General features: G+C 38.3%; 16 protein-coding genes and 1 pseudogene. 15 read left to right on the top strand and 2 right to left on the bottom strand.

Features of this window, described 5'->3' with window-relative positions; genetic code table 11:
• The 11 genes and pseudogenes from AAA943_RS21945 to AAA943_RS20790 all read left to right on the top strand — a co-directional run.
• Nucleotides 1-162, top strand: a pseudogene (locus AAA943_RS21945) (IS30 family transposase); the annotation flags it as partial.
• A gap of 102 nt (nucleotides 163-264) precedes the next feature.
• Nucleotides 265-624 (top strand): hypothetical protein, encoded by a 360-nt coding sequence (locus tag AAA943_RS20835; protein WP_338226321.1) that lies wholly within the window; start codon nucleotides 265-267, stop codon nucleotides 622-624.
• A gap of 191 nt (nucleotides 625-815) precedes the next feature.
• The gene (locus AAA943_RS20830) at nucleotides 816-1,808 is read left to right on the top strand and encodes a glycosyltransferase family 2 protein (protein WP_338226319.1); all 993 of its coding nucleotides are present in this window, start codon (nucleotides 816-818) and stop codon (nucleotides 1,806-1,808) included.
• Entirely contained in the window at nucleotides 1,805-3,625 is a 1,821-nt protein-coding gene (locus tag AAA943_RS20825; protein WP_338226318.1) for an ABC transporter ATP-binding protein, read from the top strand. Before AAA943_RS20830 ends, AAA943_RS20825 begins: the two co-directional genes overlap by 4 nt.
• Nucleotides 3,622-4,563 carry a glycosyltransferase gene (locus AAA943_RS20820; protein ID WP_338226317.1) on the top strand — a complete coding sequence of 314 codons (942 nt, stop codon included), beginning with the start codon at nucleotides 3,622-3,624 and terminating at the stop codon, nucleotides 4,561-4,563. The genes AAA943_RS20825 and AAA943_RS20820 overlap by 4 nt, the downstream gene beginning before the upstream one ends.
• Nucleotides 4,560-5,555 (top strand): glycosyltransferase family 2 protein, encoded by a 996-nt coding sequence (locus AAA943_RS20815; RefSeq protein WP_338226316.1) that lies wholly within the window; start codon nucleotides 4,560-4,562, stop codon nucleotides 5,553-5,555. The genes AAA943_RS20820 and AAA943_RS20815 overlap by 4 nt, the downstream gene beginning before the upstream one ends.
• Nucleotides 5,504-6,247, top strand: a complete 744-nt coding sequence (locus AAA943_RS20810) for a glycosyltransferase family 2 protein (protein WP_338226315.1) — start codon at nucleotides 5,504-5,506, stop codon at nucleotides 6,245-6,247. The genes AAA943_RS20815 and AAA943_RS20810 overlap by 52 nt, the downstream gene beginning before the upstream one ends.
• A complete protein-coding gene (locus AAA943_RS20805; protein ID WP_338226314.1) occupies nucleotides 6,244-7,110 on the top strand; it encodes a glycosyltransferase family 2 protein in 867 nt (288 codons plus the stop codon). Before AAA943_RS20810 ends, AAA943_RS20805 begins: the two co-directional genes overlap by 4 nt.
• A 224-nt stretch (nucleotides 7,111-7,334) precedes the next feature.
• Entirely contained in the window at nucleotides 7,335-8,171 is an 837-nt protein-coding gene (locus AAA943_RS20800; protein ID WP_338226313.1) for an alpha/beta fold hydrolase, read from the top strand.
• 1 nt (nucleotide 8,172) lies between these two features.
• On the top strand, nucleotides 8,173-8,667 hold the full coding sequence (locus tag AAA943_RS20795; protein ID WP_338226312.1) for an RNA polymerase sigma factor: 495 nt from the start codon (nucleotides 8,173-8,175) through the stop codon (nucleotides 8,665-8,667).
• A complete protein-coding gene (locus tag AAA943_RS20790; RefSeq protein ID WP_338226311.1) occupies nucleotides 8,654-9,229 on the top strand; it encodes a hypothetical protein in 576 nt (191 codons plus the stop codon). Before AAA943_RS20795 ends, AAA943_RS20790 begins: the two co-directional genes overlap by 14 nt.
• Before the next feature lie 288 nt (nucleotides 9,230-9,517).
• On the opposite strand, the gene AAA943_RS20785 is transcribed toward AAA943_RS20790, so the two are convergent.
• Together AAA943_RS20785 and AAA943_RS20780 are read right to left on the bottom strand one after the other, a co-directional pair.
• Nucleotides 9,518-10,354, bottom strand: coding sequence for an alpha/beta hydrolase family protein (locus AAA943_RS20785; protein ID WP_338226310.1), 837 nt, complete (start codon nucleotides 10,352-10,354; stop codon nucleotides 9,518-9,520).
• Between the two features lie 295 nt (nucleotides 10,355-10,649).
• Nucleotides 10,650-11,033 (bottom strand): DoxX family protein, encoded by a 384-nt coding sequence (locus tag AAA943_RS20780; protein WP_338226309.1) that lies wholly within the window; start codon nucleotides 11,031-11,033, stop codon nucleotides 10,650-10,652.
• Nucleotides 11,034-11,300: 267 nt separating this feature from the next.
• Between AAA943_RS20780 and AAA943_RS20775 the strand changes: the two genes are divergently transcribed.
• The 4 genes from AAA943_RS20775 to AAA943_RS20760 all read left to right on the top strand — a co-directional run bounded on the left by AAA943_RS20775 (nucleotide 11,301) and on the right by AAA943_RS20760 (nucleotide 18,146).
• Nucleotides 11,301-12,146 carry a hypothetical protein gene (locus AAA943_RS20775; RefSeq protein WP_338226308.1) on the top strand — a complete coding sequence of 282 codons (846 nt, stop codon included), beginning with the start codon at nucleotides 11,301-11,303 and terminating at the stop codon, nucleotides 12,144-12,146.
• Between the two features lie 371 nt (nucleotides 12,147-12,517).
• Nucleotides 12,518-15,142, top strand: coding sequence for a TonB-dependent receptor (locus AAA943_RS20770; protein ID WP_338226307.1), 2,625 nt, complete (start codon nucleotides 12,518-12,520; stop codon nucleotides 15,140-15,142).
• Nucleotides 15,143-15,195: 53 nt separating this feature from the next.
• Nucleotides 15,196-16,194, top strand: a complete 999-nt coding sequence (locus tag AAA943_RS20765; RefSeq protein WP_338226306.1) for a DUF4249 family protein — start codon at nucleotides 15,196-15,198, stop codon at nucleotides 16,192-16,194.
• A gap of 890 nt (nucleotides 16,195-17,084) precedes the next feature.
• Complete coding sequence (locus AAA943_RS20760; RefSeq protein WP_338226305.1) at nucleotides 17,085-18,146, top strand: hypothetical protein; 1,062 nt, start codon at nucleotides 17,085-17,087, stop codon at nucleotides 18,144-18,146.
• The last annotated feature ends 337 nt before the right edge of the window (nucleotides 18,147-18,483 follow it).

The following is an 18,483-nucleotide window of genomic DNA, read 5'->3' as shown; positions in this document are numbered from 1 at the left end:
ATTAGAGCTTTCTTACCTAAAAAAACTGACCTCAATGAAATCTCAACAGAACAAATACAAGCAATCGAAGCTAAAATCAATAACAGACCCGTTAGAAAGTTTAATTACCTTAGTCCAATACAAAAACTCAAACAAAAATTAGGTGTTGCACTTATAAGTTGAACACGGCTTACCTCAATTTTCTTAACAGGACTAGTAGGAATTGCTTTTGCTCAAAACCAACCCTATTCACCCAGACCCAAGGAATTTAAAATCATCACTATTTTGGAGTCCATTGTTCCAATGGGAATTGGTCGAAGTGTCATAATCGATAATCAGGCATACGTGGATTCAAAAGATTTCACTACAACAAGAACTGAACAAAACCGAAACGGGCAAAAGGATATCAGGAGAAAAGATGTAAGAATAAAGGACATTGAGGAAACCAAATTGCTCAATTTCTATTCTTTACCAGGGATAAATATTGAAAACATTGCCTCCAACGACGCTATGATTTCTTCCAAAATTAACGATTTGCTAGAACAAGGATGGACTTTAGAATTTGTGACCTCCGGAGTTGAAAGCGATTCCGGCCTAGAAGATGGAAAGGGAATATTTATTACCAGATTATTTTTCGCCAGATAGAACCAGAACATTTTCCCTGACCACTTTATAACGGGAAACATAAAAAATTCAAATCGCTGATTTCATGGGTATTAGGGAATAGCATCAATAGCAAAAAAGAAAGGCATTATCGAATTGTGATTTTTTTTCAAGAATAAAGTAGCGATTCACCCAGACTAATTCGTTCTAGAAAAAACTAAACCACTAAAATTTTGACCACAAAAATTTCTGTGGTCCTGCCTAATTTCAATGGGCGGGACCTCCTAGAATCCTATTTGCCATTTACTTTTAAAGCCCTCCAGAATACTGGATTATTTTTCGAGATTATCCTGGTAGACGATTGTTCTACTGATGATTCGATAAAATGGGTTAAGGAAAATTTTCCTTCTATAGAAATTATTCAAAACCAAACCAACAGAGGTTTTGGCTATTCATGCAACCAGGGAATCAGAAAAGCCACCGGAGAACTGGTATTTCTTTTGAATTCAGACATTCAACTGACTCCCGAATATTTTCTCCACCAGCTAAAATATTTTGAATTGGAGGACACATTTGGTGTTATGGGCCAAATTTTAAAATCCAAAAATTCAGAATTAGAAATTGGCGCTAAAATCCCAAGAAGAAGAGGATTGATGTTAAAAGCAGACTTCCAATATCTTCCGGAAAAATCAGCTGTAAATCCCCCAACTTTATTTTTATCAGGAGCAAATGCACTTATTGATAGAAAAAAGCTCCTCACCTTAGGAGGATTTGACGAGGTATACAGCCCTTATTACTCCGAGGATTTAGATTTATCAATAAGAGCATGGAAGATGGGATGGAAATGTTATTTTGAACCAAGTTCCCTTTGCTTTCATTTAGGATCCTCTTCTATCAAGTCAAGTTCCTCCAAATCCAAAATAAAGGAGATTTATTTTAGGAACAGAATGGTTTTCCACGCCATCCACCTGGAGAGCCACCAGCTCGGATTGTGGAAGCTCCAAATCTTCTTCTTTGATGTCTTACCCAAATTACTACTAGGTAAAATTTGGATTGTAAAAAGTTACCAGGGCTTAAATCGGTTATGGCCTGAAATCTTACAATCTAGAAATAACCTTTATGGTCTTAGAACCAAAGAAAGATCAATTAAATCTTTGCGAGAGGTAGAAAAGGAAATAATAAGCCTTATTCCTCCAACATCATATTTAACGGGAGTAAAACCATGAGCACTTATTTCAGACTTTTAGGTTTTGCACAGCCTATAAGCCATTACGCAATTCCCTATTTATTGCTAATGGTTCTAGCCACCTTATTTGGAACCCTAAATCTGGCATTATTAGCTCCTCTTTTAACTGCATTATTTTCAGAACCGGGTGTAGAGGAATTGAGCGAACCATCAACTTGGACTGATTTAATGGGGTGGTTTGAATATTTAACCCTTTGGGTGCAAAAAGAATTGGGGCCAAATACGGCCCTTCAATGGATTTGTGTTGCAATCCTTTGTTCAGTGTTTTTCAGTAACCTATTTAAATATGGCTCTTTTAGAGTAATGGAGAATTTTAGAATCCATACTTTATTGAATTTAAGAAGGTCAATATTTAATCGGGTATTGGACAAAGACCTAGCCTATTTTAATGAGCAAAGAAAGGGACAGATCATTTCAAAAATTGCTTCCGATGTACAGGTAGTTCAATATTCGGTTACTTCAACACTTCAGGTGGTAATCAAGGAACCTATCCAACTTATCTTTTATTTATTGGTTCTATTCAGCATTTCTGTAAAGCTGACTCTTTTTTCAACCTTGGTAATTCCAATTTCTGCATGGATCATTTCAAAGATTGTCCAAAAACTCCGCTCTCAGGCTAAAGAAGCTCAGGAAAGATTTGGGATGATGATCAGCTATTTGGATGAATCGTTAACTGGTATAAGGATAATCAAGGCATTTAATGCTTCTGAAAGAATAAAGGAAAAGTTTCACCATGAAAATATCCAATATTCTAATCTAGGAAGAAAAATGGCCTATAGGCAGCAATTGGCTTCCCCGGTTTCGGAATTCTTAGGAGTGGCTATGGTATCCATATTAGTTTTATATGGAGGGAATTTAGTTATGTCTGGTCAAGACACCCTTTCTGCATCAGGATTTATAACCTACATCGCCATTTTCTCCCAAGTTATGCGACCTGCCAAAGCCTTATCAGAAGCATTTAGTCAATTGCATACAGGACTTGCCGCAGGTGAAAGAGTCTTGGAAATTTTGGATGAAAAGGATCCTTTTCAAGAAAGTAAAGAGTCAATATCCATTCTAAATTTTAGAGAAGGAATCAAATTTAATCAGGTCTCATTTGCCTATGAGAAAAAAAGAGTTTTAAGGGATATTAGCTTATACATTCCCAAAGGGAAAACCATTGCGCTTGTAGGTCCATCTGGAGGCGGAAAATCCACTCTGATGGATATGATACCCAGATTTATTCGGCCCACTTTGGGGAACATAACCTTAGATGGAATCGATTTAAACTCTATAAACGCCCATTCCCTTAGATCCATGATTGGAATGGTAAACCAGGAAACCATACTTTTTCATGATAGCATCAGAAACAACATTGCTTTTGGAAAGCCAGATGCTACCCAGGAAGAAATTGAGAAAGCAGCCCAAATTGCCAATGCACATGAATTCATTTTGAACACCTCTGGGGGATACGAAACGGTAATCGGAGACAGGGGAGCTAAACTTTCAGGAGGTCAGAAACAAAGAATTTGTATAGCAAGAGCTATTCTTCAAAACCCTCCTATTCTATTGTTGGATGAAGCTACATCTGCTTTGGATACAGAATCTGAACATTTAGTTCAGGATGCTCTCCAGCAATTAATGAAAAACAGAACAACTCTAGTGATTGCTCACCGGTTGAGCACCATTCAAAAAGCAGATCAAATTCTGGTTATCGAAAATGGGGAAATTAAGGAGGAAGGGACTCATTTTGAGCTACTTTTCAAAGAAGGGATTTATAGCAGACTAATTGATAAGCAAAGTTTTGAACAGGCATGAGCAATCCCCTCATTTCTATAGCACTTTGCACCTATCAAGGAGAGCGGTTCTTGGCAAGACAACTGGACTCACTATTGGCTCAAACCTACAGGCCGATAGAGATTGTAATTCAAGACGACTGTTCTACTGATCAAACGTGGGAAATCGTAGAGGCTTATAAGAGAAAATTCCCGGATATTATCCGGTCTTTTCGAAATAAAATTCAACTAGGAATAAGGTCAAATTTTGAATCAGTATTTCAAAAATGCCAAGGAGAGCTAATTGCTCCGTGTGACCAGGATGACATTTGGGATTTTTCCAAGCTTGAGGAAATGTCTTCCAGAATTGGGGACCATATTTTAATTTATCATGATTCAGCATTGGTGGATGAGTCCGGGGTCTCATTGGGAAGAAGAGTCTCAGAAAAATTCCAGTTTGCCAAGGGTTCTGATCCTGCCAAATTATTGTTAATGAATTGTGTTTCAGGGCATAGTATACTTTTTAAAAAGCAACTATTAGCTCATGCTCACCCATTTCCAGCAAAAGGTTACTATGATCATTGGTTGGCTTTTACAGCCATGTGTTTTGGAACAGTGGACTATTTAGATAAAACCTTGGTTTTATTCCGACAGCACCGAAACAATTATTCAAGCTTTACAAAAATGAAAAGGCATCGCTCCAATCATTCCATAAGGAAAATGGAGCAAGAAAATTATTGGTTATATACATGTAAAAAAGTGTTGGGGGATCATCCCTCAACATCTGCTGAGATTCAGCTAATAGAACATGCCCAGCGAAGAGAAAGTCAATTTTTTTCTCCTCGTCTAGGTTGGTTGATCTGGAAAAACAGAGGTCGATTTCTTTACCTCATTCCCGGCACTTCTTTGAGGAAATTTTTCTTCGCTCTGAGATATTGTTTTGGACTTAAAATCAAAAGACTAAAGTTCTTCAGGCTATGAAAGTATCCATCATCATTCCCTGCTATAATTACGGGCATTACTTACCTGACTGTATAAATTCTATACTAAACCAAACTTATCCAAATTGGGAAGCATGGATAATTGATGACGGTTCGCTGGATTGCACACCTCAAGTAGGACAATTTTGGGCGCAGAAGGATTCAAGAATTCATTACAAAAGGCAAAAAAATCTGGGAGTTTCACGGGCTAGAAATTTTGGTGTTGAACTATGCACCGGAGAGCTAATTCAATTTCTGGATGCGGATGACCTGTTAAGTCCAGAAAAACTAGAAGTTCAAGTTAGAGAATTTGCCCAAAACAAGAGTATCGACATTTCTTACACTGAAAATTTCTATTTCCAAGACGGAAACCCAAATGAATTCTACCTGGATCAGGAATTCAACAATAGAGACTGGCTGAGGAGATTTTCCGGTTCCGGAGAAAAAGCCCTTTCCAATCTTATCCTGAATAATCTGGCAGTTATCAGTAGCCCTTTGATTAAAAAAGACCTGGTTTTAAAGACCGGAGGATTTCAAGAGAAAATTGCCCACACTGAGGATTGGCAATTTTGGCTTCAGTGCGTATTGGCTGGTGCAAACGTCAAATTCATTGCACATTCTAGAGCTTATACTCTGATTCGTGTACACCCCCGAAGTGTAAGTCAAAATATTACCAAAATGCAGTATGGAGAACTTGCTCTTAGGACTTGGCTGGATAATGAACTTCGAAAATCAGAAAAACTTAATCATAGGGAAAAGCTGATTTTAATCCGAAGCAACCTACACAGAAAAGCTCTTCTAGTAAAACACATGATGTATTTAGGTCCTCTAAACAACTGGAATCATCTCCTAGAAATAAGCCGATTAATCCCTTGGTATAAAGTCATTTGGTTTTATCTAAAAGCATTGAATCGTAAAAGAAAAAACAAAAAGGAACACCCATGGAAGTCATTGATATCATCATCCTATCCAACGGACAAAGCAAGGAGTTGAGAAATCTAACGGAAAATTCGATACAAACTCTGCTTGATTCAGAGCCAGGTGACAAAATTAGATTTAACATTTTAGTAATTGAGTCTGCTAAGACTCTTCCTTATCATTATCCTTTTTGCAGAACCTTATTTCCAAATCAGGAATTTGGCTATAATAAGTTCATGAATTTAGGCCTTAGGATGACTAATTCATCTTTTGTCTGTCTTTGCAATAATGACCTTGAGTTTCATCCGGGTTGGGCAACTGCCATTTTAGAAGAATTCTCTAAAAATCCTGAGATAAAAAGTGCCTCTCCATTTTGCAGGTTTAATCACCCACCAAGAGGTTTTACTCCTAACCAAGGGGTGCACTTGGGTTATGGAGTAAGAGATGAAGTAGCGGGTTGGTGTTTATTTTTTAAAAGGGAGATACTCCAAATCACCGGTCCACTTGAAGAACGATTGAAATTTTGGTATTCAGATAATGATTTCGCAAAAACACTGGAAAAACATCATATCCTTCATGGATTGGTCACCAATTCATTTGTGGACCATTTGGAAAGTCAAACATTGAAAACAAAAAATGATCGTGAAAAACTAAGGCTCACCGGAGATGAGCGCTATTTCTTCGAATATAAATGGGGGGAAAGAAACTATTTCTCCTACCTAAACCATAAACGGAAACAATTCTTCAAAAAATTACAAACCCCATGAAAAATACCCCTCCTCTTCTATCAGTGGTAATCCCGGTATTTAATTGCGCAGACTTTCTTAACGAAACAATTGAATCTGTCTTTTTAAGTTCCTATAAATCTTTTGAACTCATTTTAGTCAATGATGGCTCTGTTGACCGATCACTTGAAATTTGCCTAGATTGGAAAAATCTTTATCCTGATCAAATCCGGGTAATCCATCAAAGAAATCAAGGTCCGTCAGTTGCCAGAAACCATGGAATTGAGAATGCAAATGGAAAATACATCCTCCCTTTAGATGCAGACGATAAAATCCATTCCGATTATATGAGTGAAGCAATTGATTTTCTTGAGAAAAATCCTGACACCAAACTGGTTTATTGCCTGGCTGAAAAATTCGGGATAAAACAAGGGCCATGGAATTTAAAATCCTTTTCACTAAGCAATTTGGCGTTGGATAATATGATTTTTGTTTCCGGAGTGTATAGAAAAAAAGACTGGGAAAAAACCGGTGGATATGATCCTCGTTTTCTTTGGGGATGGGAGGACTGGGAATTCTGGATAAATTTTCTAAAAAACGGAGGAAAAGTATATAGACTTCCTTTTGTTGGCTTTTATTACCGAACAAGAAAAGGTTCAAGGAGAAAGTCAACCGATAAAAAAGGTAAAGAACTCACCATTTGCCTTCTCAATAAAAAGCATCCAGAATTTTTTGAAAGGTATCTCAACGGACCTCTTAGAAACCCAAGAGGATCTTCCATTTACATCAACAGAATCCAAAATTTCATACTCTGGATAAATACGCTTATCCTAAAAAAAGGTGAAATTGAAGGCCGAAAAAAAAGAGTTCCTAATTTTCAAAATAGTGGAATACTAAAAAGGTAACTTTTCAACTCAAGCTCTAAATTCAGAAATTTTCCTATCCAACTATAAAACTCCTTTTTACCGGACTTTTAAAATATATTTTGATTCCGCCTAATTGACCCAGGTTACCAGTAGGATTTCCAAGTCAATGAAATTTTATTCTCTTTATTTTGGTAATACTAACCTTCATTGAGTAACAAATCATCGGCTCTTGCATCTAAAGGAAAAATAAAGAATCCTAAATCATGAGAGCCAAAGGAAGTATAATTCTGTTACTGATTATTTGCTTAAACCAATTTTCACATGCTCAAAATTCATTTCAAGTAATTGTAAAAGGTAAAGGGAGCCCTGTATTGCTTTTCCCCGGCATAGGTTGCTCAGGTGAGGTATGGAATGAAACTGTTGAAGAACTTTCCAAGACTCATGAGTGCCATGTTTTTACTTTCGCAGGATTTGGTGGAGTTCCTGCCATAGAAGGGGCATGGTTAAGCACAATTAAAAAAGATATCGTTGGTTATGTAAAAGAAAAACAATTGAACAAACCCGCTTTGTTGGGACATAGTCTTGGAGGTACCCTCAGCCTTTGGTTGGCTTCTACGGATGGGAATCTTTTCAGTCAGGCGATTATCGTGGATGCCCTTCCCTCCATGGCTGCACTGATGATTCCAGGATATCAGGGAAAGCTGATAGAATATGAAAATCCCCAAAACAAGATGATGTTGACCATGGACGCAGCTGCCTTTTCTGCTATGAATTCCAAAACTGTGGAATTTATGTGCCTTACTCCTCAAAAGCACAGTCAAATTTTATCCTGGTTGAACAAGGCAGATCGGAAAACCTATGTTTATGGTTACGTGGATCTTTTAAATCTGGATTTAAGAGAATCCATTGCACAAATCACCATTCCGGTTTCCATTTTAGCAGCGACCTATCCGGATAGACAAACAGTGGAAAAAAACTATAGAATTCAATATCAGCAAATACCTACCGCAGACCTTCAATTTGCTGAAAATTCAGCTCATTTTATCATGTATGATCAACCGGAGTGGTTTATTGACCAACTAATAACAAGACTCAGATAAGGTGGAGAGGAAAGCCGAATTCACAAAAATTTTTGATGCATACTATCCAAAGGTATTCCGATTGTGCAAAGGTTATTTTAACGGAGATGAGCAATTGGCATTAGACACTTCCCAGGAAGTATTCCTTAAGGTTTGGGAAAATATTAACTCATTTAAACAGGATTCTGAACTGGGAACCTGGATTTATAAAATTGCGGTAAATACCTGCCTTATGCAGATCAGAAAAGACAACAGCAGAAAGGAAAAAAATTTCACCCCATTCTTTCAGCTGCTTTCTGAGAATTATTCTTATGAAGAAGAATTAAAAATCAAGAAAATGTATGACTGCATCCAAAAACTTGACGAAAGGGGAAAGGTCATCATTTTAATGGTATTGGATGAGGTTCCTTATCCCCAAATCGCCAAAATTATCGGAATAAAGGAGGACGCCCTACGGGTAAACATCCACAGAATCAAGAAGAAATTAACCCTATGTGTTCAAAATGGAGAAGTTTGACGAACTGAAGAACTTGTGGAACAGGCAATCTTTGGGCCTAATCCCAACCCAAGCGGATGAGTTTTTGGTTAAAATAGAAAGCCATATCAAACAGATGAGAACCGGGCAACAGAAAACCCTGTTTACCTTGATCATTTTATTGGTAATCCTAATCAGCTATTCCCTTTGGGTACTCCACACCGGAACCTCCAGATATACCTTAGGTTTGGGTTTAATGATTGGGGCTATTATGGTTCGTGTGACTTTTGAAGGTCTCAGTATTTTCAAATTCAACAGCGTCAAACCCGACTTGGCTATGATAGAATTCAGGGAAAAAATCACCAAATTCTACTTCTGGAAAAACAGAGTAAATCGGATATTCATTCCGATCTTATATGGCATTTACCTTTTGGGATTCACCTTTTTAGTCCCTGTATTTAAAGATACTTTATCCTCCGGAATGTTTCTTTATGTAATCCTAAGTGGATATGGATTCTTGTTTTTATTCACCTTTGTTGTCAGAAAAAAGGTCAGAAAAGAAAAAATGATACTGGAATTTCTCAAACGTGTATCAGAGACCTGATTTGATCCTTCCTGACTGGTCAAAAATCTGACATTCTGAGGTGCCTTACCCAGGGAAGAAAATTAAAAACTGGAGATCCTTCAACACATGGAAGACTCCTTGACCCTTAGGCTGTTTGAACATTCGTGTACCTTGAGGTAAATCTTTTGACTTTTGATCTCAAGAAACACCTATCTGTATATAAAAGGCAGCTATTCAATTCAATACTTTGCTTTATATAGCAAACCTTCCTGAGGGAATTTCCGGATTCGTCGACTTAAATGGGCAAAACCTATAAAGCAACTAGAATCAGTCCAATGCTTCTGCCAGGATAATTTTCCAGAAATTGTCCTGAAATTCATTTCGGAACATACCGAAATGTCCGATTTCTTTCACCCCAAAATCCTTGGGTTCAAAATGGATTCTTTTGATTTTCGCATTGCTAAACTGGCTGGTTAACCATTCTACACCCAGCTTAGGAGCCAGGTCATCTCCTTCTATACTGATTGAGGTAATTTTACTTTCAATGCTTTTAAAAAAAAGACCCTCTTCAGGAAATTCCGAATAAAAGTAATGTGAGCTTCTACCCCAAGAAGACCATTGCATGGCTACTTGCTTGGGGAGATTCTCCATTTTACTTAAACTTTTTGAGGGAAAATAATTGAAAAATGAACTCAGGGAGGGAAAAATCACATGCCAATAAATCCACATTTTAAGTTTATCCATTCCTTCCCAATGATTCCAATAGCCGGACTGACTAGCTACCAAAATTATTCTATCCAGTTGAAAGGAAGACCTGGAGAATCCTACCAATTGGCCTCCAATGCTATGGCCCAATAAGGTAATTTTAGCCAAGGAATAGTTGGATTTTGCAAACTGAATGACTGCATCAAGGTCATACATTCCCCAATCAGAAAGCCGCGTGGATAATTTTTCTATTGGGCTATTCAATGAATGGCCAATGCCATGGTAATCGAAGGTAATCACCGTTACCCCAAAGGATTGAAGGTAATCGGAAAAGCTTGAATAAAATCCCTGCTTTACCCCAGTTGCAGATGAAATAATCAGGACCAAATCCCCTTCACCTTCATAAACGGTGGCCGAAACAGCATATCCCTTATTGGTAGAAATGGAAATTGATTTCATGTCAGTGAAGGAAAAAAATCAAATTTATCGGGAAAACCCGTCCAGTAAATCTGAATTGTTCGAGAAGGAATTCTTGGAAGATAATAGTCCATTAGTCGTTTTGGAGCCGAAGTGAATATTGCGAAAAATGAATATATAGAATGAAATCCCAGGTAGTCTTAATTTTTCAGTTGTTAAGACAAAAATTAGACTAAGGTCCAGAAAAGAAGAGGATGAATCGAGATCCTATCTTTTCTGGGCATGGGCCCTCAAGCAAAAAAATCGATCGCTTTTTTTCTCTATACGGGCAACTGATTCATAGTTTCCTCGCCAATAACTTTAGATTGACCTGAAGGATCAACATCAAAAGGAAGAGCAGCAACAAATTAAGCCCGGGAAATCCCATTTCATCCCAATTCAAAAAATGAATTCCTGTCGCACCTAACATCACTCCGGAAAGTAGAATAATTGCGTATTTGAGTGTTTTGGTAAAAAGAAGCAATACAGCGCCAAGAATTTCTGAAAAGCCCACAAAAAACATAATCGGAATTCCCAGGTTCCATCGGATAAAATTTTCAGCCATAACACTTTGGGAATCGAACTTTCCCGAACCTGCTATGGCAAAAACCAAAAATAGACTGATTCTGATAATCAGCTCCAATACTGTTATAAGTTTACCCTGGGTATTTACTGTCTTCATTGATCAAAACTCTATCAAATTCTAAATCCGGCACTTCTTGTTAAGGATTCAGCTTTTCAAAAAAGCATCATCTCTGCTAGGCCGACAATGATTTACTGCCAGTAGAATCTGTAGGTTCTCTGAAAACTACTTTTTAAACAAAAAATGGGACAAAGGTCTACTTTTTGAGTCTTCCTGTCGCGTTCCTTCTTCCGGTTCGTCCCCAATTAAGCCATCAGTCCATCTTGCTGATCCAATCTGCCAGAATAAAAATCTCAATGCGCTGTTATGTTCCAATCCACCTTTTATTCCAAGATCCTACTGGGGATAATACTAGCCACCTTAATTTCCTGCTACCCTGATGAATCCGTACCCGATTCTTCCTCCCCAACCTACCATCATTTATACCCCACCGAAGAAATTCTAAATCACCAGAGAGAAGACTTAAGGTCTGCTTTAGAAAAAATAAGAGGAAGCATCGGAAAAAAAGGAAGCGGTTCAAAAACGATTTGGAGCAGAAAAAACGATTGGGGAATAGGGCTATACTTAAGTGCCAACCACATTTATCCAGTTTCTGGCTGGGCAAAAAGAAGTCCGGAGTGGTTTGAGCATTCAAACAATAATCTTGGAATTTTTGAATCCTCACAGGTACCTTCCCCAGACGGTTCACTATTACCCGGTAATATTCTATCAGCAGATTTCCCCTTGCTTCATTTGGAAATCTCACCCGAAGCAACAAATTCTTCCATTCTTCCAGAAGAGGATTTTTACCTTGGATTGACAGACAACCAAAAGATTGAGGCTAAACTCTTTCCCCAATATCCCCAAATCTTGGATAAATCGACTCCCTTACAGCTGTTTGACCCTTACCAAAGGACTTTGGCAGACAAAACCTGGGCAAAGCCCAGTCCGGGGGAAACAGCAATAGGCATGGGATTTCCTGGGGATACTAAAAATTTTCCCAAAGGTGCCGTAGCTATAGGAAGGGTGCTGACCTTAGCAGAGGCCGAAGTCTGTTGGAGTCGGTTAAAAGAAGCAGGAGATTCAGAAGGGGAAATCCCCTTTCGCCCGGAGGTGGAATTCTTTTTGGATTCTCAAGGTCTTCCCCGGAATGAGCGGAGGTGGGGTGTTTAATTTTCAGGGCCAATTATTGGGAATTATGGTTCGGGCCTCCAACGAAAAAAAAGCCCCCAAGATTATCCGAGTAGTTAAGGTAGAGTATATACTAAAAAGGCTGCAATTGTTTTTATCTACCCTTAATGAGGAGGAAAAAGCCTATTTACTCATATTTCTGCAAAGAGAACTGGAAAACGTACAGGAAATTCAAGCTGCTCTTCCTTCAGATCCTGAATTTAGAAAATAATCAGGGGGCTGGATAATGATTTTTCTTTCAAAGCCAATCTAATCCTCCCGTTTATTTCACCTATGTCCAAAAAGAAAGGGATTACTTCTGAAATCCTCTTCCCCTTTGGCAAAATCAGACATATTGGAACCAATTCTCTAGCATGAAACATTTCATTTATTTAGTCTTTCTGGTCGTTTATATTCCCAGTGCCTTTTCTCAGCAAGCCGATATCCCAGGAACCTTTAAAACCAAAATCCAAGAATATAGGACACAGACCGGGAAACAGATTTTACTATTGGACAAGGATGTGAGCAAGCTCCGAATCCCTTCTTCAATTGAAAGCATCGAGGGACTTCCTGAGGCCTTGGTCAAGGACACAGACTATTCGTTTTTTGAGTTTCAAGGCAGCTACATTATAATTTACCCCTCTTATCTAAAAACCCGATTCCAAGCTTCAGAATCGGAAACATCCGCTGAAAAAAAGAAAAGGTTATACCCGGTTCAAGGAATAATAAAGGACAATGAGTTTCAATCCAATATTGCCGGGGCCTTATTTTCCATTCCCCAGCTTGAATTGGCAGCCAGCACCGATGAAAAAGGGAAATTTGAACTTCAGGTTCCAGAAGGCACTTACCTAGCCTATTTCAGCTCCATGGGAAAAACTTCAGAAAGAAGAATAATCAAAGTCTATGGAGAATTATCCTTAAGCGTTGAACTTTTTGAATCCATCAATGAATTGGATTTGGTTACAGTTTCGGATCGGGCCATTGATGCAAATGTGATGAGCACTTTACCGGGTGCAGCACGAATGCCCATGGAAGACTTAAAACTTCTTCCCCCATTGCTCGGAGAAGTAGACTTGGTAAAAGGAATGTTATTATTACCCGGAGTCACCACGGTTGGTGAGGGGGCCTCAGGTTTTAATGTCCGAGGTGGAGGAGTTGATCAGAATCTTATCCTGATGGACGGAAGTCCCGTCTTTAACCCTTCCCATATGTTTGGTTTCTTCGGGATTTTCAATCCTGATGCTGTAAAAGATGCCCAACTCTTCAAAGGAGACGTTCCTGCCGAATTTGGAGGACGTTTAAGTTCTGTATTTACTATCAGCACCAGATCCGGAGACAAGGAGGAATGGAATTATGCAGGGGGGATAGGATTCCTTTCCAGTCGACTGGGTCTAAATGGACCTATTGGAGAAAGGACCCAAGTTTTCGCATCAGGTAGAGCAGCATATCCCAATTGGATACTAAAGAGAATTCCCAATATCCAACTCAACAACAGCAAAACCAACTTTCAGGATGCCAACTTAAGGATCGATCACAGAATCAATGATCGAAATACCTTAGCCTTAAGCCTGTATTCAAGTTCAGACTATTTCAAATTCGGAACAGATACAGCCTATACTTGGAGAAGCAACCTTGCCAGTCTAAAATGGAGCAATTCTTGGGGAGAAAACTTGGGGAACGAGATGATTTTGGCCTATTCTGGCTATGACTATTCTGTTGTAGGAGAAAAATTCCCTAGTGAGTTTGAAATGAATTCCACCATCACCTATTTCAGTATCCAGCAAGGTCTGGAATGGGAAGGCAAAAAATGGGAAGGAATCAAGGCAGGCTATCAAATCAACAGGTACGAATTGGGGTTGGGAAGTTTACTTCCAAAAAACAGCGATTCAGCAATCAAACCCGTGAATTTACCCCGAGAGCAAGGCTTGGAGGGAGCTGTTTTTGTTGAGGTTCCCCTAAAATTTTCAGAAAACCTTCAGGGACAGGCTGGCTTGCGCTATTCAAGATTTGTGGCTCTTGGACCTGGTGAAGTTTTGGTTTATGAAAGCCAAATTCCCCAAAAAACAGATAGAATCGTCGAGATTTTGCCCTTTGAAGAAGGAGAGGTCATCCAAAGCTATGGAGGACTTGAACCCAGGCTGGCAATGAGATATTCAATTTCTGAGGAATTTTCTCTTAAAGCCTCCCTCAACCGCAACCTGCAATACCTACATCTTTTGACCAATAATTTTGCATCAGCACCGGTTGATTTGTGGAAATTGAGTGATAGGTATATCCGACCTCAGGAAGCTTGGCAGTATGCCATAGGCTTGTATCGGAATTTTAAAATGAATACCATCGAAACGTCTTTAGAAATGTATTATAAAGACATGCCTCAGATCGTTGAATACAGAGATGGGGCGCGCCTGTTTTTAAACCCAAATCTAGAAACTGATCTAATTATGGGTGAAGGGTATGCCTATGGATCAGAATTATTGATCCGAAAAAACGGAGGTAGGATTAATGGGTGGGTAGCTTATACTTTTTCCCGAAGTTTGAGAAGGGTCAATTCAGCCGAAGACATTCAAATTAACCGAGGAGAATATTTTCCTGCCAATTGGGATCAGCCGCATGATTTGACTTTTGTAGGGAGTTATAAGCCTGTCAGAAGAGTTTCCTTCAATGCTACTTTTAATTACCGAACAGGAAGACCTATTACCCTTCCCAGTGGAATATATGATATCGGAGGGAATTTAGTCATCGACTATCAGGAAAGAAACCAAGCAAGAATCCCCGACTACCACCGACTGGATTTGGCAATGACTTACTATTTCTACCAAAAGAAAAACAGCAAATACAAAAGCCAACTCACACTTTCTGTCTATAATGTTTATGGAAGAAGAAATGCGTTTTCCTGGTTTTTCCAACCCAATCCTGATTCAGGAATTCCTAAATCATACAGACTGGCAGTAATAGGAACAATAATTCCTTCTATTACCTATAATTTCTCCATCCAATGAAATCAACCCAATTCTTCTGTTGCCTTGTTCTTGCCCTACTTTTTTCTTCCTGCGTGGACGAAATCAAACTTAACTTAAGTAAGGAAGTAAGCCCTGTGCTGGTTGTAGATGCCTGGATAGGCCCTAAAGAAGGCCAATCCTATGTTCAGGTTTTTACCAGTGGAGCCTATGTATCGGGATCAGCGGACATTGGAACTGTCTCTGTTGAACTTGTTGATGTTTTTTTGGAACGGGAGGATGGGAAAAAAATTCCATTTAAAAGACAATGGGATGATAAATATTATCCACAAGAAGAAATCAATCCTGAAGAAGGAGAAAGTTTCAGACTGATTTTTCAAACGATTGAAGGTGAAAATTTTGAAAGCTCATGGGAGAAGTTCCCACCATCAGTTCAAGTAGAAGATATGGAAGTAAATGCTATAGAGAGGCTTGTCCTTATTCCTAGTCAAGCTGGGAACCTACTACAAACCAGAACTTTTGCTGAGGTCAATGTTGAAATTTCAGATCCCGGTAAGGGGAATTTGGGGTACCTGAGTACCTCTAAAGGAATCTCGGAATTATTCACAAAATCCAATTTTGATAACTGCCTTTGCACCTGTTATCGAAATGAGCCCAATTTATTTAAGGGAATGAACTTCCAACTCAACGAAAATTTCGAGGGAAGATCCTATCAAAAAAAAATTGGAGAAATCCCCTTATCCAGTTTTGGGAGATTTTATGTAGAGACAACCTTAAGAGTTCTCAACGTGTTTGGAAGTGAATATTTTGAGCAGGTAAGTATTCAACAGCGGAATACAGGAAGCATTTTTGATCCAGCTCCATTCCGGATCAAGGGAAATATTCGAAAATCAAACGGAGGAAATGAAGTTGTTTTGGGCGGCCTTTTCTTATTCCAAGAAACCAGATATACAAAAATGTTTTCAAGAAGCGAGATTAGACGGCAAAGCCTTTCACTTAACCATTACCTAGAACCATTAGTCAGTGTGGCATTTTCCTGTGACGAATATTTCACTGATGCATCTCCTTTTAAGCCAAGTCCTTTCCTACCATGAAGAATTTTATTCTCCTGCTTACATTTTATTTGATTACAAGCAATTTTTCAATTGCTCAGAATTTGGAAAACCAAGTTCTTGAATTGGAAAACTTCATAATTCAAACTGATCAGGATTTATACCTTTCAGGAGACCGGATTTGGTTTGGGGCCAAACTTTTAAAAAATCATAACAGTTTCAGATACAGCAAACTGGCCTATATCTCCATTGTGGATCATAAAGGTCAAGAGGTTTATCGGGAGAAAATGCTACTGAGTGGACAGGACATGATATTTGGAGATATTTTCCTTTCAGAAAATAGCCCATCCGGAGTTTATTCCCTGCTGGTTTATAGCAGATGGATGACCAGTTTCAATAACTTTCCTGTTGCCAGAAAAAATTTCCTGGTTTTTAATCCCCAATTGCCTGAGGTTTCCGGAGAGCCTTCATTGTTTGTGGAATTAAATCCAGTTGAAAATCCCAGTCTAATTCTCCTTCACACCTCACCTGAACCGGAATTGATTGAACTGCAGAATTCCGATGGAAAGACCCTTCAAATTATAGAGCAGGTACCAAGTCTTAAGAAAACCTTTATGAAGATCCCTGCCGAAAAAAATCTCAGCCTGATTTTTAGAAATAAGAAATATTCCGTTCCTCAATTGGACTGGATCTGGAACCCACTTGAACACTCCCTGAAGCGGGAAAACTTCAATTCCGATGGGAAGTATTTGGTTGTCCATACAGATTGGAAAATTATTGAGGAAATCGAACTGAAGGAAGGAAATAACCCGATAGACCAATCTTTAATTATCGATTACGAAACCTACAAACTAACGGTCTTAAACCATCAATTTAAACCCGTTTGGACCTATCAGGTTAAAAATCCGGCCTTCGTACCCCATGGAAAAGTAATGCTTACTTCAGTCAATCCCATAAATCAGCCCATCCAAGCTGAGCTTTCCGGATATCCCAACCCCTCTCAAGAAGCATTTGTCTTGGTAAAACAAAAAGAAGATAGTTTTCTTGAAGATTGGGTAGATATCCTAAACCATCCCAATTGGAAACAATTTAATTCACAGAATTTTCAACCCGTTTCTTCGGTAAGTAACCTTCACTTGATAAAGCATGATACTATTTATTTAAAGGATTACAGCCCCATGTTCGGATATAAACCCCAGCAATTGGATCCGACTGTCTATTTTCCTGAAGTTACAGTTCCCAAATCTTTTTCTTTTTCACTTCCCAAGTCTACATTCGATGAAAAAATAAAGCGTAAAATTTATCAAACTCATTTTGAAGTCCGGGACGAAGTAGTAGAATTAACTTCTCCCTTTACACCCGATGAAGTTTTTATTCTTGAGGATTATTATGCATTTGAATCCTTTGAAAAATTTGCCAAAGAGATTCTTTTCCCTCTAAAAATCAAAAAATCAAAAACTGAAAATAGAAAAGAACTTTGGGTAGCAAACACCGATAATTACCAGGTAAAATTTGACAAAAAACCATTGGTACTAATAGATTTTTATAGAATAACAAACTTGGAGGAATTATTGTCCATAGACATAAATACACTCGAGAAAATAGAAATTTATTATCACAGAAACACTGTTCAAAAAACAAATTTAGGCGAAGAGGTAGGTGATGGTCTAGTGTTGATTTACACTAAAAACAATGAATTTGCACTTAAAAATAACATCCCCAATTCCAGGAATTTTTTGAAGGACGTCCGTGTCCCTCGCTCACCCATCATGAAAACTGATCTACCCATCCCATCCTCCAATTCATTACAGGCCATGTTTCCCCAGCTAAAACTCACCAAAGGGAAAACAAAAACTCCAACCTTTATCCCAGATACTGCAGGAGAATGGGCTCTGGAAGCTCTCATATTCGAGAAGGATAATTATTATCGAATAAGTAAACAGTTCCGGGTAAACCTAGATAAATCGGATGGAGAAATCGAGAAACGAGACTAAATTAATAAGACATTATTCCAGTTAACCAATCATTCTTAAGGATTCCCATATTTTGAACCAATCTAAAAAATACAAAATAAAATTTTTTTAAAATTACTTTGAATACTTTTGTCTTAGTCATCAGAAGACGCCCAATTCCCGGTAGAATTCATTAACATTTCTGAACGATTCATATGCCATAGTCACCAAATTGATCTGAATCTCAGAAAATTCTGATTTTTCCAAATAAAATAAAGCTATAAACTTTGTAATCTTTTAGACCCTTCTATTTTTGAAAAGCTTTAAAAATTGCTCTATAACAATTAAGAAAAAATGTTAAAAGAAAAACTTGAGATTG

Source organism: Algoriphagus confluentis (assembly GCF_036245625.1).
In the GTDB taxonomy this organism is placed as follows: domain Bacteria; phylum Bacteroidota; class Bacteroidia; order Cytophagales; family Cyclobacteriaceae; genus Algoriphagus; species Algoriphagus confluentis.
This window is presented reverse-complemented; position numbering and strand designations above follow the sequence as displayed.